This is a genomic window from Thalassotalea sp. PS06 (assembly GCF_007197775.1).
Lineage (GTDB): Bacteria > Pseudomonadota > Gammaproteobacteria > Enterobacterales > Alteromonadaceae > Thalassotalea_A.
In genome coordinates this window covers 1,343,149-1,367,477 of record NZ_CP041638.1, presented here as the reverse complement: position 1 = coordinate 1,367,477, position 24,329 = coordinate 1,343,149, and the positions used below count along the sequence as shown (strand labels likewise).

The window sequence follows — 24,329 nt, the reverse complement described above, 5'->3', positions numbered from 1 at the left end:
AGTACGTATCGTAAACGATACTCCTAGAACGTGGCAGAAAGCGCCACTCCGAGTACACAATCGAAGATTGTTCCGGGTTACCGACATGGACGTTGGTATGCAGAATTTGTCTGGAACCGAAATTCTGTACCCGCGACAAAAAACGTCGCTTCGAGTAAAAAGCAAAAACCCTTGCGTCATTCCCTGATACTACAGGGAATCTTAGCTGGAGCCGAATGTCTCTAGTGTGCCACAAGCGGGAGTTAAAACTCCCTGAGTACGTATCGCAAACGATACTCCGGGTACGTGACGGAAAACGTCACTTCGAGTACACAATCAAAGATTGTTCCGGGTTACCGACATGGACGTTGGTATGCAGAATTTGTCTGGAACCGAAATTCTGTACCCGCTAAAAAAAACGTCGCTTCGAGTAAAAAGCAAAAACCCTTGCGTCATTCCCTGATACTACAGGGAATCTTGGCTTGGGCCGAATGACTCTTCAGTGCCAATAGCCGCTTGTTAGCAGTATCTAATATAAAAGCTAAACATTTTTATGTTCCGCGGATTACTTACTCAGAAATTACTAGGCTTACTTTTGTTTAACCAGAGCCGAAATAAGTAATCTGCGAAAATCGCTACAATGATTGATGCTATGAACCCAACTACAACATTATAGTTTCCAATGTTCAGTCCAATTAAGTCAAACAATACGTTGTTTACGATTCCAAAGCGAACGATTGAGGTTAACACCATTATAAGATAGGCCACAATGCCTAAAGCTGACTCATATTGAAGATCCAGTATATAAATGATCAGCGATGCAAAGTAACTTGTTAAAGTCATCAATAAGAAAATGTTTTTGATTGCTAACTTCATTTTTCTAATTTCTGAGGGGCCCTAAAGTGCCATTTAGTGAAAATTAGCTCTCGGCGGATTTAACCGCACTCATCCTAGCAAAAACATAGCCACCAATAGCACCTGCCAATAGTTGCGCATAGAAGCCCCAACCTCTTGCACCCGCAATAATGTTGATATTCATGATGGATTCAATGGCCAGCAATACCGTAATAAACGCGGCGATTCCAGCCAGGATAAATAAGGGCAATCTGTAATTCTCGAGCTTTTTGGAAATCCAACCGGCAATACCAAAAGCTATTAATAAGGCAACGGCGATTATCGTGCCGTATGTCGGTAATAACCCCAGCCAATCGTCGAACGTTAAATTCAGGCGGTCGCCAAATTCGACTACCACGCCAACCTTAACTAATTGATTGACAACATATTGGCTATGGAACAAGCTAGCTAAAGAAAATGTAAGCAACCAAGAAACTAAAAATGGAAGCAGGAAACGTGTCAAAAATTGCATGCTTATCTCAACTTAACGTAAAGTTTTTTTCTTACCCTAACAAAGGCTTGCAGCTTAAACAATTCATCCCTTTTATAGCACTGTCTATATTTACCACCTTTTCCTTGAACGCTCATTCCGCATTGCCCGATGAAGATTATCTGATAACCCCTGTCGCCAGTGAACTGCAATCGCCCTGGAGTATGGTCGCATTGCCGGATGGCACCTGGTTAATCACCGAACGAGACGGTCATGTAGTTATTGCTAAAGGTCCTGAGCAATCCAGAGTTAACCTCAATCTCGATGGTTTATATGTCGCAGGCCAAGGTGGTTTGCTCGACATCCTGTTATCTCCGGATTTTACCGAGTCAAATGAGGTTATTTTTACTTACGCCCAGGGAGAGCTAAAAGCCAACCGCTTGGTGATTGCGAAAGCGACATTTGACGGTGGCAAATTTTCCAAACCGGAAATTATTTATCAGGTAGCCACAGATAAAGGTACCCCTCAACACTATGCGGGTCGTGCGCTTATTCTTCCGGACAATACCCTATTATTCACAAGTGGCGATGGTTTTGATTACCGTGAACAGGCTCAGGTTCCAAGCTCTCAACTTGGTAAAGTATTGCGGATAAATCTAGATGGCAGTATTCCCAAAGATAACCCTTTTATTGATGATGAAAACCCAACCGCTCATGCGGTTTTCTCGATTGGCCACCGGAATACTCAAGGGCTGATTTATGATTACGATAGCAAACAAATTGTCAGCCATGAGCATGGCCCGGCAGGTGGCGACGAATTAAATTACTTAACCCCAGGCACCAACTATGGCTGGCCGGTTATCACCTATGGAAAAGATTACTCGCAAGCGCGTATTTCTCCATTCACCGAGTATGACGGTATGCAAAAGCCAGTTGTTGATTGGACACCTTCAATTGCTCCTTCGGGAATGGCCTACTATGGCTCTGCTGACAATGGCTTTGCGTCCCTGCAAGAACATGCCTTAATCACCACATTGGTAGACCGCAAGCTTTATGCGGTTGATTTAGCCAATGGTAAGTTTTCTCAATACCAGGTATTCCCGGAAGTGACTGGACGCCTAAGAGATGTATTGGTGACAGAAGATGGTAATGTCGCGGTCCTAACCGATGGTAAAGATGCCAAACTTCTGTTGATTGAAGCCGATTAATCAAGATTAGGGGAAAGGATGTTTCTTCGTGCTGCAGAAACATCCTTTATCGCAAAAGCCTTGGCTCATAACTTTTCTTACTTATTCCGAACTTATTCCGAAATACGGATTTTCAACGGTTGAATATCCATTTTCACGTTTTCAAAACTATAGACATCGGCAGTTACATCGGTATTCCAATAACCCTGGCTTTTCTCATCCTGACTAAAGGTCATCTTGATGGCCTTATCGCCATCGATTAACCAGGAAGACACCTGGTTTGTGGCTTTGTTGTCTAACAGGTCATAACCGATAAATTGGTAGAGATTACGATTGGCGTTAACCAAACCGGAAATACTTTGCTCCGGTACATTAAAATATTCTTTAGAGACCGTTTCATAAGCCCCTTGGCGTTTGGTTAATTTACCCGAGGTTAAATCGTAGCTATCACCAGGTTGCAAGAAGCTCAGGCGAATATTGTTGGCTTTAACCGGAAAGGTTCCTGTCTGATAGCCGGTAACATTTTCGACATCAACAATAGTAACGCCCCCTTCCCCAATAACGTTAATACTGCTGCCATCAACGATCATCGCCGTGCCTTCATCAACACCGAAGCCAAGTCCGTACTCTGGTTCGTTCAGCAGAGTAACGAGCAAACGACCGAGACGACCTTTGCGATCAAAGTGCTGATCGATAATTCCATCTTTGAAAAACCCTAGCCCCTTTGTGGTAGCCGCCGGGCCGTATTCCTGCTCATCCATGCTGGTATATTCATGTTTAAAGCCTGAAAATAGCGCGCCCTGGCTGTTACCACCAGCAATCATAATGTTCGACATAATTGCTGCCCCAGCGCTGGTACCGCCGATAGTTGTACCGCTCTCGAACACCTTACGAATCTGCTGTAACACTTTGGTGTCGGAACCATCGTTGTTGAGTAGCACTTTAGTAATTAAGGTTTGGTCGCCACCAATAAACCAGATACCACTTAAGCCGTTAATACTCGCAGCAACCTTTTCGGAATTACCATTATCAATCCAGCTGCCCTCATCAACGTCAGTATTTTTATCGTCTTTGGTCGCCAGTGGTAACAATTGAATGTTATTCAGAGAAACCCCGGCGGCTGAAAATTGTTGCTGCAGTAATTTGTATTGCTTGCCGATTGAACCAGAAGCGGCTGGAATTACCCCAATTTTGGCTTTTTCACCGCCGGATAGTTGGGCAAAGGTTTCAAAAATCTCAATACTTTTATGACTTATCGCCCCGCCAGCAATAACCAATTGCCCTTGATTAGATTCACTCGCTACCGCAGTTAAACTGTAAGCACCTAAAAAGATTACTGAAACAGCCGCCTTTAACATTTTCATTATTTACCTCAAAACCAGGATTAAGCGTTGCTAAATTGAAAACAAACTACGGTTTCAAAAACTAACTGTCAAACCCCAAAAACAAGTCGATTGTTCTTTAACTCGGGTAATTATTCAGGCCTATGACGGCAAATTCCATTGCTTCGCGATGATGACTGTCGGTAAATAATGTGCGAGCAAATACTTATGTACAAAAAGCGAATGAAACTTTTTTCAATCTGCTGGCAAATAACCCTTTTCTATTGAAAATAAGCCGGGATATCAATCCTAATCCCTGCCCTTAAGACAAATACTCAGCATTCTCTGTTTATATTTTCAGCAACTAAAATAACCCCACAAACTACAAGTTGTTAAATCACAGATAAACAAGGATAATAAGAGTAATTTTTCGATGTATTTATGATAAATGACTGATTATCTATTACTTTTAGTTGGCACGGTTTTAGTTAACAATTTCGTTCTGGTAAAATTCCTCGGCTTATGTCCGTTTATGGGGGTATCTTCTAAAACGGAGACCGCTATTGGGATGTCGTTGGCGACCACATTCGTGTTAACCCTGGCCTCATTGCTCAGTTATTTATTCTCTACCTATTTATTAAAACCCTTCGGTCTTGAGTACCTGACAACCATGGGCTTTATCCTGGTTATTGCTGTTGTGGTGCAATTTACCGAAATGGTGGTTCATAAAACCAGTGCCAGCCTCTATCGACTGCTAGGTATCTTTCTTCCTCTTATCACCACTAACTGCGCAGTATTAGGTGTTGCTTTACTCAACATGTACGAACAACATAATTTCTTCGAGTCCATTGTCTACGGATTCGGCGCCGCTGTCGGTTTTTCTCTGGTATTAATTCTTTTCTCGGCAATGCGCGAGCGTCTGGCCAATGCCGACGTTCCTAAGCCATTTCAGGGAGCTGCTATTGCGATGATAACCGCAGGCTTGATGTCATTAGCCTTCATGGGCTTTACCGGGTTGGTGAAATAACCATGAGTATTTTAATTGCCCTGTTAATTTTCGGGTTCATTGCGGTCATATTCGGCGCCATGCTTGGCTATGCATCGGTTCGCTTTAAAGTAGAAGGCGATCCTTTAGTTGAACAAATAGATGCCCTGCTGCCACAAACCCAATGTGGTCAATGTGGTTACCCCGGTTGTAAACCTTATGCAGAAGCTGTTGCCAATGGCGATGCCATCAACAAATGTGCCCCAGGCGGCGATGACACCATCAAACGCATTGCCGATTTAATGGGTGTGGATGCTATCCCAATGGATGAAAGCCATGAGCAGGATAACACGCCAAAAGTGGCATTTATTATTGAAGAAGACTGTATTGGTTGTACCAAATGCATTCAGGCCTGTCCGGTAGACGCTATCACCGGTGCTGCCAAGCAAATGCACACAGTACTAACCGATGAATGCACGGGTTGCGACCTTTGTGTCGACCCTTGCCCGGTCGACTGTATAGAAATGGTTCCGGTTAAACAAACCCTACAGAACTGGCAATGGGATCTCGATGCCATTGAAGTCGTTCAGATAGATTAAGAGGTAGTCATGGAATCTGTCATTGAACGTATTGATAACAATAAATTCTGGTCTTTTAGCGGCGGTATTCACCCGCCGGAACAGAAGTTTTTAAGTAACGATAAGCCTATTCGTCCATTGCCATTGCCGGGACGATTAATCCTGCCGGTGCAACAACACATTGGTAATGTTGCCGATATACTGGTTAAGCCGGGCGATAAGGTATTAAAAGGTCAGCCACTTACCGGCATTGCCACACCAATGACGGTGCCAGTGCATGCCCCGACTTCAGGTACGGTTACCGATATACGTAAATCGACCATTGCCCACCCTTCAGCAATGGCTGAGCTGTGCATCATTATCGAGCCAGATGGTGAAGATAAATGGCAGCCTCGCAAAATCAATACCGATTACCATTTGCTATCTAAAACTGACTTAGTCGCGAAAATTGCCCAGGCGGGTATTGCCGGTATGGGCGGTGCGGGTTTCCCAACCAATATCAAAGTGAATAATCAGGCCGGTGTTAAGTATTTAATTATTAATGCCGCTGAGTGTGAGCCTTATATCACTGCCGATGATTTGTTAATGCGTGAACACGCAGCAACCATTGCCGATGGCATTGAAATCCTCGATTACATGCTCGAACCTGAATATATTCTGATTGGTATTGAAGACAACAAACCGGAAGCAATCCAGGCGCTTAAAACCGTTACTAAGCATATCGAAAAAGTCAGAATTTGCGTGCTGCCGACCAAATATCCAACCGGTGGTGAGAAACAGCTGATTCAAGCCCTGACAGGAAAAGAGGTTGCCAGCGGCTCATTGCCAATTGACCTTGGCATCATCATGCAAAATGTTGCCACGGTATTTGCTATCGCAGAAGCGATTATCCACGACATTCCTCTGATCCGCCGCGTCGTAACCGTAACCGGTACGGCATTGAAAAAACCTCAGAATGTCTGGGCTCTGCTAGGCACAGAAATTCAGCACCTGGTGCAACAATGTGGTTATCAGCATCAGCCGCAACAACGTATTATCATGGGCGGCCCGATGATGGGCTTTACCTTGCCGTCGTTGCAGGTTCCGGTGGTAAAAATTACCAACTGTATCCTGGCGCCAACGACGAAAGAAATTGCGCCAGCCAGCAAAGAAATTGAATGTATCCGTTGTGGCCAATGTGCGGAAGTTTGCCCCAGTAACCTGCTACCTCAGGAATTACAATGGAGCGCCAAAGCTAAGGATTATGATCAACTGGAAGCGTTAAACCTTTCCGATTGTATTGATTGTGGTGCCTGTGCATATGTGTGCCCAAGCCACATTCCTCTGGTTCAATACTACCGGGTAGCAAAAGCTGAAATTAAGGCGAAAAAGGTTCAGGAAGCAAAAGCCGAAAAAGCCAAACTTCGTTTTGAGGCCCGTAAAAAGCGTCTTGAGAAAGAGAAACTTGCCAGGGAAGAGAAACAACGTCTGGCGGCAGAAGCCAGACGCAGTAAAGCGGCAACCAGCGGTGCATCTGATGCCGTTGCCGCTGCCTTAGCCCGCGTTAAAGCCAAGAAAGCGCAACAAGGTGCTACCGATGCAGCTGCCGATGCTAACGCCAATACCGAAGCAACCTCTTCCGTGAAAAGTGCGGCCGCAGCAGCGATCGCCAGGGCCAAAGCCAAACGTCTTGCAGCGCAGAAGAAAGCCGAGAAAGAAGCGGATACAACTAGATTCCAGCGCCCTGCAGATAATGCCGATAATGTAGAAGCTGTTGATTCACAAGCACCTTCAGACGATTCTAAAGAGTCATCCAGCGCTCCGAAAAAGGCAGATCCGAAAGCCGCAGCCATTGCTCGTATAAAAGCGAAGAAAGCTGCGGAAGCCAAAGCAACTGAAACACCAGCAGAATCGGATAAAGAAGATAAAAAAGTCGACGCGAAAGCGGCGGCGATTGCCAGAATCAAAGCTAAGAAGGCGGCAGAAGCTAAGTCAGAAAAGCCGCAAGAAGTACCGTCTGATAGCTCAAATAACAGCGAAGAAACTGCTGAAGCGGATAAAAAAGTCGATGCCAAAGCTGCAGCGATTGCGCGAATTAAAGCTAAGAAAGCAGCAGAAGCTAAGGCTGAAAATCCGCAAGAAGTAACATCTGATAGCTCAAATAACAGCGAAGAAACTTCAGAAGCGGATAAAAAAGTCGATGCGAAAGCGGCGGCTATTGCCAGAATCAAAGCCAAGAAAGCGGCTGAAGCTAAGGCAGAAAAGCCGCAAGAAGTACCGTCTGATAGCTCAAATAACAGTGAAAAAACTTCTGAAGCGGATCAAAAAGTCGATGCCAAAGCGGCAGCGATTGCGCGAATTAAAGCCAAGAAAGCAGCGGCGGCAAAACCTGAAATCGCAGAAGCTAAAGCTGAGATTGAATCGAAAGCTAAGCCTGGCGCGAATAGAGCGGCAGCTGCAGAGGTTGTAACCGAGACAAAACCTGCCGAAGAAAAGTCAGAGGCTGTCGCAGAGGCTGAAAAACCAAAAACCACTCGTAAATCGGCCACAAGAAAAGCGACTAGTAAGATTGAAGCGGTTGCAGAAAAGGCCGAAACGAAAGCTGCGACAACGAAAAAGGCCGCATCTTCAAAAACTCCAGAAGAGAAAGCATTAGCTAAGAAAGCTCCCGTTAAGAAAGCTGCAGTTAAAAAAGCGGCTGCAACCAAAAAAGCAACGACGACAACGAAAAAAGCCGCTGCAACTAAGAAACCAGCGACCGCAAAAGCTGCCGCTAAATCCACTAAAGCGAGCAGTACGGAAAAAGCAAAACCGGCAACTCGCAAAGCCGCGACTAAGGCCGCTGAAAAACCTGTGACGACAAAAGCGGCGAGCAAAACTACAAAGGCGTCAACAGCAAAAACTGCGGCAACAAAAGCCACAGCGACTAAAGCGAAGACAGCTGAACCGAACACAACTGAAACCAAGACAGCCAAAACGAATAGAACCAGCGCTGCGACTAAAACAAGCAGTGATGCCACAGAGGCTAAGGCGACAAAAACGACCGCCACAAAAACCAAAACGGCAGCGAAAAAAACCGTAACTCGAAAGCGCACCACTAAGACCGACGAGTCAAAGGTTAAGGCGACTACCAAAAAAGCCACGACAACCCGAAAAACTGCGGCGAAAGCTAAGCAAGCGGACTTATTCGCTGATGCCGATAGGGCTGACAGAGCCGATCGTCAAGCTACGACAAAAACATCCGCGGCAAAATCAAAAGCCGTGAGTGAAGAAGATAAAAAAGCAAAGATTGCCCAGGCCGTTGAAAAAGCCAGAGCTCGGGCAGATGCAAAGAAACAAGAAAAGGCAGATAGCTAAACATGGCATTTTGGATAGCAAGCTCCCCACATAACCACATCCAGGCGGAAACACCAAAGCTGATGCGCTTGGTCATTCTCGCAACGCTGCCTGGCATCCTTGCGCAATGGTATTTCTTTGGTTGGGGCAATTTAATTCAGATTGCTTTGGCAGTCACCTTTTGCGTTTTGGCTGAAATCACCTTTTTGGCGATTCGCGATAAAAACATAAAGGCACAAATTTCCGATTATTCGGCGGTATTAACCGGCGTACTGATTGGTATCTCCATCCCCTCTTTTGCGCCTTGGTGGATAACCGCCATTGGCAGTGTATTTGCCATAGGCGTAGTGAAACAGCTCTATGGCGGCCTGGGATTTAATATCTTTAACCCGGCAATGGCAGCCTATGTGTTATTACTGGTTTCATTCCCGGTACAAATGACTTCCTGGGCACCAGCAACGGATTTAATCGCTGAACCAGTAAGCTTCTTTAATACCCTGTGGTTGATATTTACCGGTTTTACCTGGGATGGCTTCTCGGTTGAACAGATCCGGATGAACATCGACGGTGTCACCATGGCAACGCCACTAGATACCCTGAAAACCGATATCGGTCGTGGCCTGACGGTTCAGGAAAGTATGGTAAACCCGGTATTCGGTCAGTTTTTCAGCCATGGTTGGGAATGGATTAACTTAGGATTTCTAGTCGGTGGTCTTTACCTGATTTACAAAAAGGCCCTTGATTGGCGCCTGCCAGCGAGCTTCCTTGGTGGCATGTTACTGTTTACCTTTATTGGCTATGTTGCCAGCCCAGACAGCTCAGCTTCAACCATGTTTCACTGGTTGAGCGGTGGTACTATGCTCGGCGCTTTCTTTATCATAACCGACCCGGTAAGTGGTTCGACAACGCAAAAAGGTCGTATTATTTTTGCCCTGCTGATTGCCCTGCTGGTTTGTGTTATTCGTAGCTTTGGCGGCTATCCGGATGCCATCGCATTCGCTGTGCTGTTAGCGAATATGTGCGTACCTTTGATCGATCAATACACCCGCCCTCGTACCTATGGTCACAATCGCGGAGGTGAGTCGTGAAACAAGCTATTCAATCAAACGCGAAGATATTAGCGGTATTTGCTTTAGTTTGTACCCTGATGGTGGCCCTTGTGGATTTGCTTACCGCAGAAACCCGAGCACGTCAGGCGGAGCAGCAACTGTTAAATACCTTGTATCAGGTTATTAACCCATCTCGCTTTAATAATGATATCTACATGGCCTGTCAGCATGTCGAAGACAAAGAGTTACTGGGCAGCACTCAGCCGCAGACCGTCTACACTGCGCGTCAGGATAACCTGACTGTGGCCGTAGCTATCACCAGTGTCGCCCCGGATGGTTACAACGGCAATATTGAATTGTTGGTCGCTATTAACAAAGATGGCAGTTTAAGTGGTGTTCGGGTGCTTGAACATCAGGAGACTCCGGGCTTAGGTGACAAGATTGAACCCCGTAAATCCGATTGGATTTATCGCTTTGAGAATAAAAAAATGACCAGTGACAAAGACAGTCGCTGGGCGGTTAAAAAAGATGGTGGTATGTTTGACCAGTTTACCGGCGCAACCATTACCCCTCGCGCTGTGGTCAATGCCGTTAAAAATACCATGCTATTTTTTGAAAAGAATCAAACCGAGATATTAGATAACACGACGTCCTGCCGAGGTGAAAATGGCTGAACCATCAATTGATACGCCAAACGTTAACCCAGGTGACGAACCTGGCGATAACAGCGTCGACAAGCCAGACACCAGTGAACCAAGAAAACCGGGCGAGTATCGCGAGCTGGTTTGGCAGGGTTTATGGAAAAATAACCCCGGGTTGGTGCAACTTCTCGGCCTTTGTCCGCTGCTTGCAGTAACGACCACCTTCACCAACGCCCTGGGCCTTGGTCTTGCTACCTTGCTGGTATTGATTTGTTCTAATGCCACCGTTTCGGCAATCCGCCAATGGGTGCCAAAAGAAGTTCGTATTCCAATTTTTGTTTTGATCATTGCCGCTTTCGTAACCTGCGTGCAGTTACTAATGAACGCCTATGCCTACGGCATTTATCAGTCGCTTGGTATCTTCTTACCTTTGATTGTGACTAACTGTGCGATCATCGGCCGCGCCGAAGCCTATGCCTCGAAAAATCCAATTAAACAGGCAAGTTTTGACGGTCTAATGATGGGTATCGGCTTTGCCTTAGTATTATTGGCCTTAGGTACACTGCGGGAAATTCTCGGTCAGGGTACGCTATTTGATGGCGCCCATTTATTGCTGGGTGACTGGGCTAAGGTATTAAAAATCCAGGTGTTTGATTTTGACGCTCAGTTCCTGTTGGCGATTCTGCCACCAGGTGCATTTATTGCCATGGGCTTCTTAATTGCCGCAAAAAATGCTATTGATAATCGCCAGGCAGAAAAACTGGCGAAACAAAATAAACCGAAAGAAATCGCCCGTGTACGAGTGAACTTCGAAGGCTAAAAAGAACAATAATGAATAAAGAAAAGCGCTTAGAAATCCTTACCCGGTTACGTGATAACAATCCGCATCCAACCACAGAACTAAATTTCTCCAGTCCGTTTGAACTGCTGATTGCTGTACTGTTATCAGCGCAGGCAACAGACGTTGGCGTTAATAAAGCGACAGACAAACTATTCCCGGTAGCGAATACGCCGCAGGCGATATTAGACCTTGGCCTGGAAAAGCTGAAAAGCTACATCAAGACCATTGGCCTGTTTAATTCAAAAGCCGAAAATACCATCAAAACTTGTCAGATGTTGGTGGATTTACATGGCGGTGAAGTACCGGAAAACAGGGAAGCGCTGGAAGCATTACCAGGCGTTGGACGAAAAACCGCAAATGTGGTGTTAAACACCGCGTTTGGCTGGCCCACCATTGCGGTAGATACCCACATCTTCCGCGTTTCCAATCGTACCAAGTTTGCGATGGGCAAAAATGTCGATTTAGTGGAACAAAAACTATTAAAAGTTGTCCCAAAAGAATTCAAGGTTGATGTTCATCATTGGCTGATCTTGCACGGTCGATATACCTGTGTGGCCAGAAAGCCCAAATGTGCATCTTGCATCATTGAAGATCTTTGTGAATTTAAAGAAAAGACATCAGATTAAGGAATCGACATGAGAATTCTACATACCATGCTCCGTGTAGGCGATCTTGACCGTTCAATTAGCTTTTATCAGGACGTGTTAGGTATGCGTCTGTTGCGCCGTTCCGATAACGAGCAATATCAATACACGCTGGCATTTATGGGCTATGACGACATGGCTAATTCAACAGTACTAGAGCTGACCTATAACTGGGGCGTAACAAATTACGATCTGGGTGGCGCGTTCGGCCACATTGCCATTGAAGTAGATGACGTTTACACCGCCTGTGAAAAAATTAAGTCGTTGGGTGGCGTTATTTCCCGTGAACCAGGACCGGTTAAAGGCGGCACTACCGAAATCGCCTTTGTTAAAGATCCCGATGGCTATGCGATTGAATTGATTCAAGCCAAGGAAGACTAGCTCTTCTGTCCCATATTGTTTGCACTCCTGCCCTTACCTGGAGTGTAAAATTTATCATCCAAAACTCTCGCCCCTTCGTATTTCTTCACTAACAGGTTATCATCTCTGCCCATCGCAACGAAACGATAGCCAAGGAATCAACGTGGCACAAAAATCTACCATTTATAAAGCATCGATGCAGATAACCGACCTGAATCGGGAGATCTACCCGCATGTGCAGTTAACCGTAGCCAGGCACCCTTCAGAAACTGAGCGCCGGATGATGCTCAGACTTCTGGCATTTGCCCATCAATACCACGAGCAATTGGAGTTGTGTAAAGGCATCTCAACCGACGATGAGCCGGATATCTGGGTCAAGAACTACAGTGAAGAGATTGAGCTTTGGGTAGAGCTTGGGCAACTGGACGAAAAGCGATTGAAAAAAGCCAGTAACCGCGCTCAGAAGGTTGTCATTTATGCCTACGGTAGCGCCAGTGATATCTGGTGGCAGAAAATTCAACATAAAGCCTCTCAGTTTTCAAACCTGTCGGTTTACCAGATTAATGAAGAACAATGTAATGCATTAGGCGATTTGATCCAACGCAGTATGGAGTTGCAATTTACCATCGATGGCTCACAAATCTGGGTTGGTAATGAAAGCACAGCGTTATCCATTGACATTAATTTGTTACAAGATGATACATAAACCATGCCAGCTATTGTTCAAACTGGTTAAATTCGATATGTTTCTGGCCTTACGAAAAAGATAACTCATTATAAAGATAACTAAGTCAAGATGAAGAATTCCTTACACTCAACTGTCGGCGCAATCGCCCTTATCCTCGCTCAATGTCTGCCCAAGGCCGCAGCAGAAGCTATCAGCCTCGAAAGCGTAACTGCTGATGTATTGGCCGTTGCTGGTGATCAAACCCTTGGTCGTTCAGCCGATGGAACAGGAATTAAAATTGCCGAAAAGTACATTGCCGATGAGTTAAAAGCAGCAGGCCTGCAGCCGTTTTTTGGCGATAGTTATTTTCAAACCTTCACCTTATATCAATATCAGCCGAAACCTTTCACCGTTTACATCAACGAAAAGCCGGTGGCTGCAGAAAAGCTATTCGCGGTAGGCAGTGCATCTGCCATCGATTGGCAACTTGATGATGTCAACATTACCCGCATCAAAGCAGATGATGACTTTCGCGCGAGAATTAGCGAACTGAATGGCCAAAGTGAAAGCCATCTGGTGTTGGTAGATAAAGCTCATCAACAAATCTTCAGTGGCTTTGCCAATTACTTAAAAGGCGGCAGCAAATCGCTAACGAAGCAAAATGGTAAGGCACTGGTCTTCGCATTAAACGATGCGCAATCCGTAGATTCAGCCTCTATCAAAGGCGGTTTCGAACAACGTAAAGTCGCCCTGAAGAATGTTGCTGCGGTACTTAAAGGTAAATCCCTTGCCGATGAATACGTGGTATTTTCTGCACATCATGACCACATAGGTACTCATGGCCTGTCGAATGAAGACGGTGCCGATATCATTTATAACGGTGCTAACGATGATGCATCTGGCGTTTCAGCGGTATTGAACCTGGCTCGTCATTACAGCGTTAAAAGTAATAACCAACGTAGCATTTTGTTTATCACCTTTACTGCCGAGGAAATGGGCTTGTTGGGCTCTGAGTATTTCGGTACTACCATAGATGCAGCGCAAATGATTTCCATGTTTAACATTGAAATGATTGGTAAAGCATCTGCCTTTGGCCCGGGTAAGATGTGGATGACCGGCATGGACCGTTCTAACCTTGGCACCTTGATAAATGAAAACCTGCCGCAATACCTGAAAGATGAAAATTATCGCATTGAGGCAGATCCGTATCCGGATTTTCAACTATTTTATCGCTCGGACAATGCATCCCTGGCACGCTTAGGTGTACCTGCACACAGTATTTCCAGCACCCAGATCTCTAAAGATCAGGATTACCACCAGGTTAGTGATGAAGTATCGACACTGGACCTTGAACAAATGACCGAAATTATTAAGGTCTTAGCCCATGTCAGTGAGCCGATTATTAATGGTAAGCAGACGCCTGAGCGCATCCAGCCGATGCCGGCTCGTACCAAGGGCAACTTTTTCTAACCCGTAAAGCATTAAAATTAACCCAGGTGATCACAGCCAAGCGGTTTCGCTTCATTATGTGTATCGCCCCAAGACAAAGAGTTGTAGCAAACATGAAAAAATCACTCATTGCTCTTACAGTTTCAGCAAGCTTACTTGCTGGCTGTAACTTAACAGCAAATAATCAAACCACTTCTGCAAAAGCTGAAGAAGCAACAGCACAAGCGGCGGTACAGACAGAATCAGAAAAGCTAAATGCATTTTTTGAGACGGTATTTATGGATGCGGTAATGCGCAGTCCACAATTCCAGACTTACCTAGGTATCAAAAAAGATTATGGCAAATGGGATGATAATTCTGAGCAGGCTGCTGCTGAAGAACTTGAATTAACCAAGCAAAACCTTGCGGCGTTACGTGCCTTCGATTATGAAGCCTTAGACGAGCAAACCAAAATCAGCTACAAGCTAGCTGAACAGCAAATGCAAAAGAGCATTGACGACCACAAGTGGCGTTATCACAACTACCCGGTTAACCAGATGTTTGGTATGCACTCTAACATTCCATCGTTTATGATTAACCAACACGGTGTTAAAAGCCTTGAAGATGCGCAAGCATATGTTAGCCGCTTAAACGGTGTAGACACGGTTATTGAGCAGCTAGTTGCTGGTCTTAAGATCCGTGAAGACAAAGGCATCATTGCCCCGTCGTTTGTATTCCCACACGTGATTCGTGATTCTCAGAACATCTTAGTTGGCGCGCCATTCTCAAAAGGTGAAGATTCAACGTTATTGGCGGATTTTCGTAAGAAAGTAAATGCGCTTGAGATTTCTGACGAAGAAAAAGCAACGCTAATTGACGATGCGTCAAAAGCACTTTTAACCAGCGTCCAGCCTGCCTATCAGGACCTTATCGATTATCTGATTAATCTTGAAACCAAATCATCTCCTGATGCCGGTGCCTGGAAATTCCCGAATGGTCTCGAGTTCTACAACAACGCGTTGAAGAACACCACCACCACTAACCTGACTGCCGAAGAAATTCACCAGATTGGTCTTGACGAAGTTGCCCGTATTCACGGTGAAATGCGTGTCATCAAAGACAAGGTTGGTTTTGAGGGTGACCTACAGGCATTCATGCAGTTTATGCGTGAAGATGACCAGTTCTACTACCCGGATACTGAAGAAGGTAAACAACGCTACCTTGACGAAGCAACGGCTTATATCGACAACATGAAATCTCGTCTTGATGAGCTATTCATTGTTAAGCCAAAAGCGGACTTAGTTGTTAAGCGTGTAGAAGCGTTCCGTGAAAAATCTGCAGGTAAAGCTTTCTATTCAAGCCCGGCTCCAGACGGTTCACGTCCTGGTATGTACTATGCCAACCTCTATGACATGAAAGCTATGCCTATCTATCAGATGGAAGCGCTTGCCTATCACGAAGGTATCCCTGGTCACCACATGCAACTAGCCATTTCTCAGGAATTGGAAGGTCTGCCTAAGTTCCGTAAGTTCTCAGGTTTTACTGCCTACTCTGAAGGCTGGGGCTTATACACCGAGTTTCTACCGAAAGAAATCGGTTTATATGAAGACCCATACTCAGACTTTGGTCGTCTGGCAATGGAATTATGGCGCGCGTGTCGTTTGGTTGTAGATACGGGTATGCACGTTAAGAAATGGACCCGTGAAGAAGGTATCGAGTACTACGTAAACAACACACCAAACGCTAAATCTGATGCCGTTAAGATGGTTGAACGTCATGCGGTAATGCCATCTCAAGCAACCGCTTATAAGATTGGTATGATCAAAATTCTTGAGCTTCGTAACAAAGCTCAAGACGAGCTTGGCGACAAGTTTGATATCCGTGAATTCCACGATGTTTACCTGAAAAATGGTCCGCTACCGCTATTCGTCGTTGAAGACATGGTAGACAGATACATCGCAGAGAAAAAAGACGCGTAGTCGATCAGCCTCAAATGAATATACAAAGCCTGCGTAACGCAGGCTTTGTTTTTTGTACGACGTTATAACTTGGCGTATGGCCTGCTTACCATTTAAATCAACAGCTTAATCGAGCATTAACGCAATTTTTCCTACCATCTGGTTTTCCCCTGATAAACTTAAGCTATGTTTAAACGTTTGCCAATGGCGCCATCCAATGACCCTTAATCGTTTTTTAGTACGATTTTTAATGTTATTGGTGTTTTTAATCGTCGCCAATATCGTTGCCTTTCATTTTTACAATAAAGCGATACAAGAGCTGATCGCTGTTCACGATGATCGTTTGGCTGTGATCGAGTTATCAGGCCTGATGCGCGACACCTCCAACAAACATACCCGTACCTCAAGAACCTATATCACCACCGGCGATACCGCTTACAAAGATTATTTCTATGAAGTCATTGATATTTGGCATGGACGCAGGGAGCGGCCGAAAAACTTTTTCAGTATTTACTGGGATAAGTACCATACAGAGCGACTGAGAAGCATCCATCACAGCATCCCGATTCGTGAACTGGTACAACACTTAATGTCCCCAAAAGAGATATTACTGGAACTGAACCAGGCCGCACTGCTTTCCGATCAGCTTGTCGACATGGAAGAGCGGGCGATCAACATCTTTGAAAATGACCCTGTTAATGGTCAACGTCGCGCCTTGACTATTCTTTATGGCAGTAAGTACCTGAAGACCAAATCCAAGATAATGGATCATATCGATAAATTTGAGGCAGATTACGACGCCTGGCACTTTCTGGAAATCGATAGCCTGGAATCCGAAACTAAGATCTTTCGAATCGGTAAAACTACGGTCCAATTGTCATTAATTTTAGTGCTGTTAATCGGTAGCTTCTTTATCTCCAGGCATGTCAGTCGACCAATATCCCGCTTGGTGGAACTCGCCAAAAACATTTCTGAAGGACATTTTAACTCACGAGTAAAACTCAAGTCTTCGGTTGCTGATATCAAGTGGTTGGTTCGGGCCATGAACCAGATGCAGGATAACATTGCCGAAACCGTGCAGCAGTACGAGCAACAGGCACTGGTTGCCAATGCTGCTAAGCAACAGGCGGAAGCGGCGAACAAAAGCCGGGGTGAATTTCTTGCTAATATGAGCCACGAAATTCGCACGCCGATGAACGGCATCATTGGCCTTAGCCAGCTTTTACAGCAGCAACAGGGTCTATCCTCTGAAGACCGCGCTTATGTCGATAAGATACTGCTTTCGTCCCGACAGCTACTGGATATTCTCAATGACATACTCGACTTTTCGAAAATTGACAGTGACAAATTACAAATTGAAGAACTGGAATTTGACGTGCTGACCATCTTTGAGCGATTGAGCAATGTGCTAGCCATTCAGGCTCAGGAAAAAGGCTTAGGCTTCTATTTTGATATTCCGCCAGGCTTCAATCAATCCTATCAGGGTGACCCAGTAAGAATTGGGCAGATATTGCTCAACCTGTGCTCTAATGCCATTAAGTTTACTAATCATGGCAGGGTTGAGGTGAAACTCGAACTGATGGATGAACAAGACGAAATAGCCTTTCATGTGCAAGATACTGGGATTGGCTTATCCGATGAGCAATTGCAGGCCATTTTTGATCCCTTTAGTCAGGCGGATAATTCCACATCAAGAAAGTTTGGCGGCACCGGCCTTGGACTGGCGATAAGCCAGAGCCTTGCCAATATGATGGGCGGTCGTATAGAGGTTACATCGAGGCAAAACTCCGGCAGTACATTTAGTTTAATTTTACCGAATCGATGCACCGTCCATGATTCTCCGGATGTACCTGACAAGCTGGCCATTTATTTATTTGCCTCTATTAGTCATCACATTAATCTGCTCCGTAATAACTGTGAGCACTATGGCGTCGCATTTCGCTACTCGCCATTAGAAACCCTGGGCGAAGTGCAACCGGACGACGATGAAAACCTATGGATTATCATTGATGCCTGTGGCAGTAATGATCAACCCCTTCAAGAGTTAATCGAAAAGAATCAACACTGGTTAGATAGTGAAAATACGCAGCTGATTCTAATCACCAATATCAATCAACCCGGGATCCGTGAGCTATTTTCATTCAAGGACGAACTGTTGCAGATACAGGCACCAATGGTATTTAAGGATATTGAAAAAATACTGTTCACCAGCGACGGCGAAGCGCTACCGCAATCCGCCAGTGCCTGTTTCCCGGGCACTAAGGTACTGCTTGCAGAAGATTTCAAATTGAACCAACTTGTGGCTAAAGGATTGATGGAAAAACTATGTCTGGAAGTGGATATTGCCGAAAATGGCGAACAGGTTTTAAAAGCATTGCAGCACAACGATTATCAATTGATATTCATGGATGTGCATATGCCGGTTATGGATGGTCATGAAGCCACCCGGGAAATCCGGCGAAACAGTCAATTTGATCATATCCCGATCATTGCCCTGACCGCAGATGCCCAGAGTCACCATATCCAACAATGCCTGGATTCCGGTATGAACGATTTTCTCGCAAAACCTTTCCTACTCGCCGATATCGAGAAAATGTTGCACAAATATGTGCGTTGATGTGTCTGACATGATAGGTTAGCGGCGCAAAAAGAAAAAAGGCGGGCTAAGCAAACCCGCCGAACGGAGCACTTCAAAGATATAGCAATTCAAACGACCAAAAGAATTGGTATACAATACTAAGCTACTGGACAATTGTGACAATTTTATGACAATGATAACAAAAACAATGAGTTTGGCTCTGGGGCTTAGTTTCCTGGCTGGCTGCTCAACCAATATGCAGGTGGAAACCAATCTTGATGAAGACAATTTCACCGAATATTTTGCAGCGGGTTCTGTAGAGGTATTTAACTCTACGAATGAATTGCCAGGACCGGCAAAGTTTATCGGTCTGGTGGAAGGTGAAAGTTGTCAGATGCGAGCTTCCGATGCACCAGCCAGTGAAGCCGATGCTCGAACAGAAGCCCGTAAGAAAGCTGCAGGGCTAAAAGCTAATGCCGTGGTATTTACCTCCTGCATTGATATCGATGAACCGCAGTGTAATCAGTTATTGGTCTGTTACGGCAAAGCGTATCAATTAACTACTGAACCGAAATAAACATGGTTGAAAATAGCACTTTTAACTTTTCGCCAATCGCGGTGGCGCGCACTCCGTATAAAGAGAAATTTGCCATTCCCAGACAACCTGGCCTGGTAACCGCCGCTAAAGGTAAGGTTGAATTCCTTTCCCCATATAACAACCCGGAGATGCTTCGCGATATTGAACAACATTCGCATCTCTGGTTGCTGTTTATCTTCCATGGTACCGCCGGACAAGGCTGGAAACCTCTGATTAAAGCTCCCCGTTTAGGTGGTAATCAAAAAACCGGAGTGCTGGCCTCACGCTCAACCTTTCGCCCTAACCCTGTAGGTATGTCAGTGGTTAAATTCGACGGGGTTGAAACTCATGGGAAGAAGACCTGCTTGCTAATTTCTGGCATGGATTTAATGGATGGCACACCGATAATCGATATCAAACCCTACATTCCCTACTCCGATGCACTCACCGAAGCGACTTCTGAATTTGCTCCACAAGCTCAGCAACATGATATTGACGTGAGTTTTGCGGAACAAGCGCTAGCGGCTTTGAGTAAAGTTGCCAACGCCCGCGAGCTTAAAGAATTAATCTTTCAGGTTCTTAAACAAGACCCTCGCCCGGCCTATAAAAAGAAAGATACCTCCTGGCAGGAATATGGCATGGCACTGGATAGTTACAATATCCGCTGGAAAATTTCTGATACCACCTGTGTCGTTATCGACATTTCACCAAATTAAGAACTTCAACGCATTATTAACTTTTAACAACTAAACTTGCTCTAACTTTTGTAAATCGCGGTTTGGGTAGTGAACAAGCTTTGTGGTGTCTGTGTTGTCGGTGGAATATTGCTCTTGCCTGTAAGCGATTCTAAGGCAGAAGCTGATACTTCGTCATTCACTTTAGGTGGTGCCCTTCGCGGAAATTACTCCTGGCTAGATTACAGCACCGATAGCAATGGCAGCTTCGATTTCGATTTATTTCGCCTTGACCTCAAAGCCGAAAAGAACCAATGGTTTGTTGACGTTCAATATCGTTGGTATAAAGCCTTTGATGCCATCCATCATGCCGAGTTGGGCTATCAATTTAGCGATCAGCAAAGTATTCGCGCCGGTGTTACGCAAGTACCGTTTGGCATTGAGCCTTACGCTTCTCACAGCTTCTGGTTCGGCGGCACTTATTATCTCGGTTTCGAAGACGATTATGATACTGGCATAAAATGGCGTTTTGTGGGTGAACGCTGGACCTTAGACACCGCTTACTTTGTTCATAGTGAATATAACGATGCAGATCGTTGGGACCGCTACTCCTTTGATTTAGCCAACTCCAGCAAGGACGGAATCGGTTTTGAAGAAGACGGTCAGTTTAATATCAGGGGTCAGTACCAGCTTGGCGTCCACCTTATTGGCACCTCTGTACAAATCGGTAGATTCAATAACACCAGCACTAATGAATCTGGTGAACACCGGGCCATAGCCTTTCATATCGATAGTCGTTTTGAGCATGACTGGAACCTGCAACTGCAATACATCAACTACGACTATGAAGCGGAAGAAGCGTTAGGGACTGACAATAAACGCATTACCATGGCAGCCTTTGAAGCGCCCTTTGAGATAGCCACAAGGGCCGATGTTATCAGTGTCAACCTGGCAAAATCCTTTACCGTAAATAATCGTTTTATTGACTCATTCACCTGTTATAACGATCACACCTATATTGCCCCTACCTCTGGGGCAGGACTTACCGATTCCATCCAAAACGTTACCGGTTGTTCATTCGTCAAAGGCGGCCTGTACACCTATGTGGATTGGATTGCCGGTAAAAATATGTGGTTTGTTGGCGGTCCGGGCATTGGCATGACGAAGGCCTGTCAAAATGGCGTTCGCGATTAAATATCAATATCGGTTGGTACTTTTAACGCATTGTTGCATAAGCTTTAAAAAGCATCGCAACGGAGAAAGTACATTGTCCCCATTACCTGTCTTAAAAAAGTTTTTTGCATTGATTACCGCGCTTTTTCTCATAGTAACCCTGAGCTCCTGTGACAGATTGGTAAAAAGTCAGATTAAAAAGCAGATACAACAACTTCAGGAAAGTCAGGAACAGCTATTAACCAGCGAAAACCTACATGTGGTTACTCTCGGCACCGGCGGCCCAATCAGCAATAAAACCCGGGTAAGCAGTGGTATCGCCGTTATCGCCGATGGAAAATTTTTCCTGATAGATGTTGGCCCGGGTATTGTCAGAAACCTGAACCTGGAATCTCTACCTGGTGGCCGTATTACCGCGGTTTTGCTTACTCATTTTCATTCCGACCATATTTCTGAGCTGGGCGAACTGAACTTTATGACCTGGGCTTTGGGTCGCCCTTATCCTTTGGATGTTTATGGCCCTGAAGGCGTTGACGAAATCGTCAACGGATTCAATCAGGCCTATGCACTGGATTCAAGTTATCGAACCGCCCATCATGGTGAAAAGTGGATGCCTTCGAAAAACTCAACCATGCTTCCCAATACTATTGGTATTGCAGCAGGACAAGATTCCTCAGTGATTTATGAAGAGAACGGACTCAAGATCATCGCCTTCCAAACCGATCATTCCCCCGTCAAACCATCTCTTGGTTATCGCTTTGAATATAAGGGCAATGTCGCGGTGATATCCGGCGATACGGTCGCCACCGAGACACTGGCAAAATATGCCGAGAATGCCGATCTTTTCTTTTGTGAAGCCCTTAACAAAGAGTTAATTTCGACCTTCTCTGAGATTGCTGAAGAAGCTGGTAACCCAAGATTGTCGGCGCAAATGCACGATGTTCTCGATTACCACGTCAGTCCGGTTGAGGCGGCAAAATTGGCTCAACAAGCCAAGGTTAAAAAGCTGGTGTTAGTGCACATCGTCCCGCCAGTCGAAAACATGATCGTAAAATCGCTATTTCTTGACGGTACGAGTGAAGCATTTAACGGAGAGATTATTGTTGCTGAAGATGGCGATCATTTTGAGTTAACGCCCAAATAAGGCGAATAAAAAGGCCAATAAAAAAGCCGGCGAACCGGCTTTTTTGATACATTTAGTTAATGGGTAAAGCCTGTGCTTACCACCACGTCGCGTAAAGCGCGGTGAGAATAATCGCCACACCGATAGCTGCAATGTTGAACGTCTTGTCCGTTGCAAAACTAACTTCATCAAGGCTCACACTTTCATCGCTTTGCGGTGGTTTGGTCATCATCGAAACCAGATAACATAAGCCTAAGCAAAGCAGGAATACGATTCCGACACGGTCCATAAATGGCAATTCAGGCCAAAAGTATTTTAGCGTCACTGAAAGCACCGCAGAGCCAATTGCTGCGGTTAGCGCGCCAGCAGAGTTAGCACGTTTCCAGAACATCCCCATAACGAATATCACCACAATACCTGGAGTAAAGAAGCCAGTGAATTCCTGAATATACTGGAATGCCTGGTCAAATTTACCTAATAACGGCTCAGCAACAATCAATGCGATACACAAAGATAATAACGACGCAATTCGGCCAATATGCACATAATGACGCTGGCTCTTACCCGGCTTAACGTGCTGATAAATATCCATAGTGAAGATAGTAGAAATACTGTTGGTCATCGATGCCAGCGATGAAACAATCGCCGCTACTAAGGCTGCAAATACCAGACCTTTGATACCGACCGGCATTAGTCCCATCATCGATGGATATGCTTCATCTGGTCGGGTTAAGTCCGGATACAGGATAACCGCAGCAATACCCGGTAACACGACGATTACTGGCATTAGAAGCTTCAGGTAAGCAGCAAAGGCAATACCCTTTTGCGCTTCTTTGACATCTTTTGCAGCCAACGCGCGTTGGATGATGTATTGGTTAAAGCCCCAGTAACTGAAGTTCATTACCCACATACCACCGATTAAAACGGAAATGCCCGGAAGGTCTTTATAGAAAGGATTGTCTTCAGACAAAATCATATCGAAATGCGACGGTACTTTTTCCGTCAATACCGTAAATCCAGCTATCATGCCTTCGCCATCGCTGACCGCCACAAGCGCCAGGTAACTTAAGAACAAACCACCGAACACTAATAAAACAACTTGCAGAATATCGGTATAGGCAACGGCTTTTAAGCCACCGTATAAAGAGTAGGCAACTGAGAATACCGCCAGGAAAATCATCCCGAACATCCAGTCGACACCAGCCACCGTCTGAATCGCCAGGCCACCTAACCATAAAATTGCAGTCAGGTTTACGAAGATATAAACCCCAAGCCAGAACACCGCCATGGTGGTTTTAACTTCTTTACCAAAACGCTGCTCAAGATACTGCGGCATGGTAAATATCTTGTTTTTCAGGAAAATCGGCAACATGTATTTACCGACAATAATCAACGTGATTGCCGCCATCCATTCATATGAAGCAATCGCCAGGCCAACAGCATAACCTGAGCCTGACATACCAATAATTTGCTCTGCGGAAATATTGGATGCGATGAGTGATGCGCCTATGGCCCACCATGGCAGGGCTTTTGACGCGAGGAAGTAATCTTTGGTATCTGCGCCACCTTGCTTATCGTTTCGGGAAATCCAAAGTGCAAGGCACAATAGACCGATAACGTAAGCAATAAAAACGCTGATATCCAATGTTGCTAATGTTGTTTCCATAACAGGACACCTTAAGTTTTTGTTATTTTTCTGATGTTTCCAACAGTTATCCTTGCAACAACTCTAACCGGAACAAACCGTAATTGAAAGTAGAATGAAACCGCTTTCAACAAGTTCCTCTATGATTTTTTTTCATCCGAACTTGCAAAAATCTCAACAAAATTTATCAAGACCAACTGCAAGTTAGCTTTTCATATTCGCAAAAGTCGGGGGAAATAATAACACCTAATATCCTCAGTCTACGCCCTTGTGGAACCAGT

General features: G+C 45.1%; 20 protein-coding genes. 17 read left to right on the top strand and 3 right to left on the bottom strand.

What is annotated here, in order from left to right; all coding sequences use genetic code 11:
- Positions 1-898: 898 nt before the first annotated feature.
- On the bottom strand, positions 899-1,345 hold the full coding sequence (locus FNC98_RS05960) for a hypothetical protein (RefSeq protein WP_143580395.1): 447 nt from the start codon (positions 1,343-1,345) through the stop codon (positions 899-901).
- Here FNC98_RS05960 and FNC98_RS05955 point away from each other — a divergent pair.
- Positions 1,315-2,511, top strand: coding sequence for a PQQ-dependent sugar dehydrogenase (locus FNC98_RS05955; RefSeq protein ID WP_143580394.1), 1,197 nt, complete (start codon positions 1,315-1,317; stop codon positions 2,509-2,511). The two genes, FNC98_RS05960 and FNC98_RS05955, sit on opposite strands and share 31 nt — an antisense overlap.
- Before the next feature lie 92 nt (positions 2,512-2,603).
- Here the strand turns inward: FNC98_RS05955 and FNC98_RS05950 are convergent, their stop codons facing one another.
- Positions 2,604-3,854, bottom strand: coding sequence for a cyanophycinase (locus tag FNC98_RS05950; protein ID WP_143580393.1), 1,251 nt, complete (start codon positions 3,852-3,854; stop codon positions 2,604-2,606).
- A 406-nt stretch (positions 3,855-4,260) separates the two neighbouring features.
- Here FNC98_RS05950 and rsxA point away from each other — a divergent pair, with 406 nt between their 5' ends.
- From rsxA to FNC98_RS05870, 16 genes are all read left to right on the top strand, one after another.
- Positions 4,261-4,839, top strand: coding sequence for an electron transport complex subunit RsxA (gene rsxA, locus FNC98_RS05945; protein ID WP_143580392.1), 579 nt, complete (start codon positions 4,261-4,263; stop codon positions 4,837-4,839).
- Positions 4,840-4,841: 2 nt separating this feature from the next.
- Positions 4,842-5,396, top strand: coding sequence for an electron transport complex subunit RsxB (gene rsxB / locus FNC98_RS05940; protein WP_143580391.1), 555 nt, complete (start codon positions 4,842-4,844; stop codon positions 5,394-5,396).
- A 9-nt stretch (positions 5,397-5,405) separates the two neighbouring features.
- Positions 5,406-8,711 (top strand): electron transport complex subunit RsxC, encoded by a 3,306-nt coding sequence (rsxC, locus tag FNC98_RS05935; RefSeq protein ID WP_143580390.1) that lies wholly within the window; start codon positions 5,406-5,408, stop codon positions 8,709-8,711.
- A gap of 2 nt (positions 8,712-8,713) precedes the next feature.
- Positions 8,714-9,778, top strand: coding sequence for an electron transport complex subunit RsxD (gene rsxD, locus FNC98_RS05930; RefSeq protein ID WP_143580389.1), 1,065 nt, complete (start codon positions 8,714-8,716; stop codon positions 9,776-9,778).
- Positions 9,775-10,413, top strand: coding sequence for an electron transport complex subunit RsxG (rsxG, locus tag FNC98_RS05925; protein WP_143580388.1), 639 nt, complete (start codon positions 9,775-9,777; stop codon positions 10,411-10,413). The genes rsxD and rsxG overlap by 4 nt, the downstream gene beginning before the upstream one ends.
- The gene (locus FNC98_RS05920; protein WP_143580387.1) at positions 10,406-11,200 is read left to right on the top strand and encodes an electron transport complex subunit E; all 795 of its coding nucleotides are present in this window, start codon (positions 10,406-10,408) and stop codon (positions 11,198-11,200) included. The genes rsxG and FNC98_RS05920 overlap by 8 nt, the downstream gene beginning before the upstream one ends.
- Positions 11,201-11,211: 11 nt before the next feature.
- The gene (gene nth / locus FNC98_RS05915) at positions 11,212-11,847 is read left to right on the top strand and encodes an endonuclease III (RefSeq protein ID WP_143580386.1); all 636 of its coding nucleotides are present in this window, start codon (positions 11,212-11,214) and stop codon (positions 11,845-11,847) included.
- A 9-nt stretch (positions 11,848-11,856) separates the two neighbouring features.
- Positions 11,857-12,246, top strand: a complete 390-nt coding sequence (gene gloA, locus FNC98_RS05910) for a lactoylglutathione lyase (protein ID WP_143580385.1) — start codon at positions 11,857-11,859, stop codon at positions 12,244-12,246.
- 142 nt (positions 12,247-12,388) lie between these two features.
- Positions 12,389-12,931, top strand: a complete 543-nt coding sequence (locus FNC98_RS05905; protein WP_143580384.1) for a YaeQ family protein — start codon at positions 12,389-12,391, stop codon at positions 12,929-12,931.
- Positions 12,932-13,021: 90 nt separating this feature from the next.
- A complete protein-coding gene (locus FNC98_RS05900) occupies positions 13,022-14,362 on the top strand; it encodes a M28 family peptidase (protein ID WP_143580383.1) in 1,341 nt (446 codons plus the stop codon).
- Between the two features lie 92 nt (positions 14,363-14,454).
- Entirely contained in the window at positions 14,455-16,299 is a 1,845-nt protein-coding gene (locus FNC98_RS05895; protein ID WP_143580382.1) for a DUF885 domain-containing protein, read from the top strand.
- Between the two features lie 196 nt (positions 16,300-16,495).
- Positions 16,496-18,895 carry an ATP-binding protein gene (locus tag FNC98_RS05890; RefSeq protein WP_143580381.1) on the top strand — a complete coding sequence of 800 codons (2,400 nt, stop codon included), beginning with the start codon at positions 16,496-16,498 and terminating at the stop codon, positions 18,893-18,895.
- A 169-nt stretch (positions 18,896-19,064) separates the two neighbouring features.
- Positions 19,065-19,433 carry an Rcs stress response system protein RcsF gene (rcsF, locus tag FNC98_RS05885; protein WP_185968079.1) on the top strand — a complete coding sequence of 123 codons (369 nt, stop codon included), beginning with the start codon at positions 19,065-19,067 and terminating at the stop codon, positions 19,431-19,433.
- Between the two features lie 2 nt (positions 19,434-19,435).
- Positions 19,436-20,149 (top strand): tRNA (N6-threonylcarbamoyladenosine(37)-N6)-methyltransferase TrmO, encoded by a 714-nt coding sequence (tsaA, locus tag FNC98_RS05880; protein ID WP_143580379.1) that lies wholly within the window; start codon positions 19,436-19,438, stop codon positions 20,147-20,149.
- A 69-nt stretch (positions 20,150-20,218) separates the two neighbouring features.
- Positions 20,219-21,301: an OprO/OprP family phosphate-selective porin gene (locus FNC98_RS05875; protein ID WP_221932922.1), complete on the top strand. Its 1,083-nt coding sequence runs from the start codon at positions 20,219-20,221 to the stop codon at positions 21,299-21,301.
- 73 nt (positions 21,302-21,374) lie between these two features.
- A complete protein-coding gene (locus tag FNC98_RS05870) occupies positions 21,375-22,424 on the top strand; it encodes an MBL fold metallo-hydrolase (RefSeq protein ID WP_185968078.1) in 1,050 nt (349 codons plus the stop codon).
- Positions 22,425-22,500: 76 nt separating this feature from the next.
- Here the strand turns inward: FNC98_RS05870 and FNC98_RS05865 are convergent, their stop codons facing one another.
- Positions 22,501-24,069, bottom strand: coding sequence for a sodium/sugar symporter (locus tag FNC98_RS05865; RefSeq protein ID WP_143580377.1), 1,569 nt, complete (start codon positions 24,067-24,069; stop codon positions 22,501-22,503).
- Positions 24,070-24,329 lie beyond the last annotated feature (260 nt).

Bases quoted from the DNA above. Each gene is read 5' to 3' on its own strand.
- FNC98_RS05955 (WP_143580394.1), top strand. From the start codon at position 1,315: ATGGAAGCAGGAAACGTGTCAAAAATTGCATGCTTATCTCAACTTAAC.
- FNC98_RS05960 (WP_143580395.1), bottom strand. From the start codon at position 1,345: ATGCAATTTTTGACACGTTTCCTGCTTCCATTTTTAGTTTCTTGGTTG.
- FNC98_RS05950 (WP_143580393.1), bottom strand. From the start codon at position 3,854: ATGAAAATGTTAAAGGCGGCTGTTTCAGTAATCTTTTTAGGTGCTTAC.
- rsxA (WP_143580392.1), top strand. From the start codon at position 4,261: ATGACTGATTATCTATTACTTTTAGTTGGCACGGTTTTAGTTAACAAT.
- rsxB (WP_143580391.1), top strand. From the start codon at position 4,842: ATGAGTATTTTAATTGCCCTGTTAATTTTCGGGTTCATTGCGGTCATA.
- rsxC (WP_143580390.1), top strand. From the start codon at position 5,406: ATGGAATCTGTCATTGAACGTATTGATAACAATAAATTCTGGTCTTTT.
- rsxD (WP_143580389.1), top strand. From the start codon at position 8,714: ATGGCATTTTGGATAGCAAGCTCCCCACATAACCACATCCAGGCGGAA.
- FNC98_RS05920 (WP_143580387.1), top strand. From the start codon at position 10,406: ATGGCTGAACCATCAATTGATACGCCAAACGTTAACCCAGGTGACGAA.
- nth (WP_143580386.1), top strand. From the start codon at position 11,212: ATGAATAAAGAAAAGCGCTTAGAAATCCTTACCCGGTTACGTGATAAC.
- gloA (WP_143580385.1), top strand. From the start codon at position 11,857: ATGAGAATTCTACATACCATGCTCCGTGTAGGCGATCTTGACCGTTCA.
- FNC98_RS05900 (WP_143580383.1), top strand. From the start codon at position 13,022: ATGAAGAATTCCTTACACTCAACTGTCGGCGCAATCGCCCTTATCCTC.
- FNC98_RS05895 (WP_143580382.1), top strand. From the start codon at position 14,455: ATGAAAAAATCACTCATTGCTCTTACAGTTTCAGCAAGCTTACTTGCT.
- FNC98_RS05890 (WP_143580381.1), top strand. From the start codon at position 16,496: ATGACCCTTAATCGTTTTTTAGTACGATTTTTAATGTTATTGGTGTTT.
- rcsF (WP_185968079.1), top strand. From the start codon at position 19,065: ATGAGTTTGGCTCTGGGGCTTAGTTTCCTGGCTGGCTGCTCAACCAAT.
- tsaA (WP_143580379.1), top strand. From the start codon at position 19,436: ATGGTTGAAAATAGCACTTTTAACTTTTCGCCAATCGCGGTGGCGCGC.
- FNC98_RS05865 (WP_143580377.1), bottom strand. From the start codon at position 24,069: ATGGAAACAACATTAGCAACATTGGATATCAGCGTTTTTATTGCTTAC.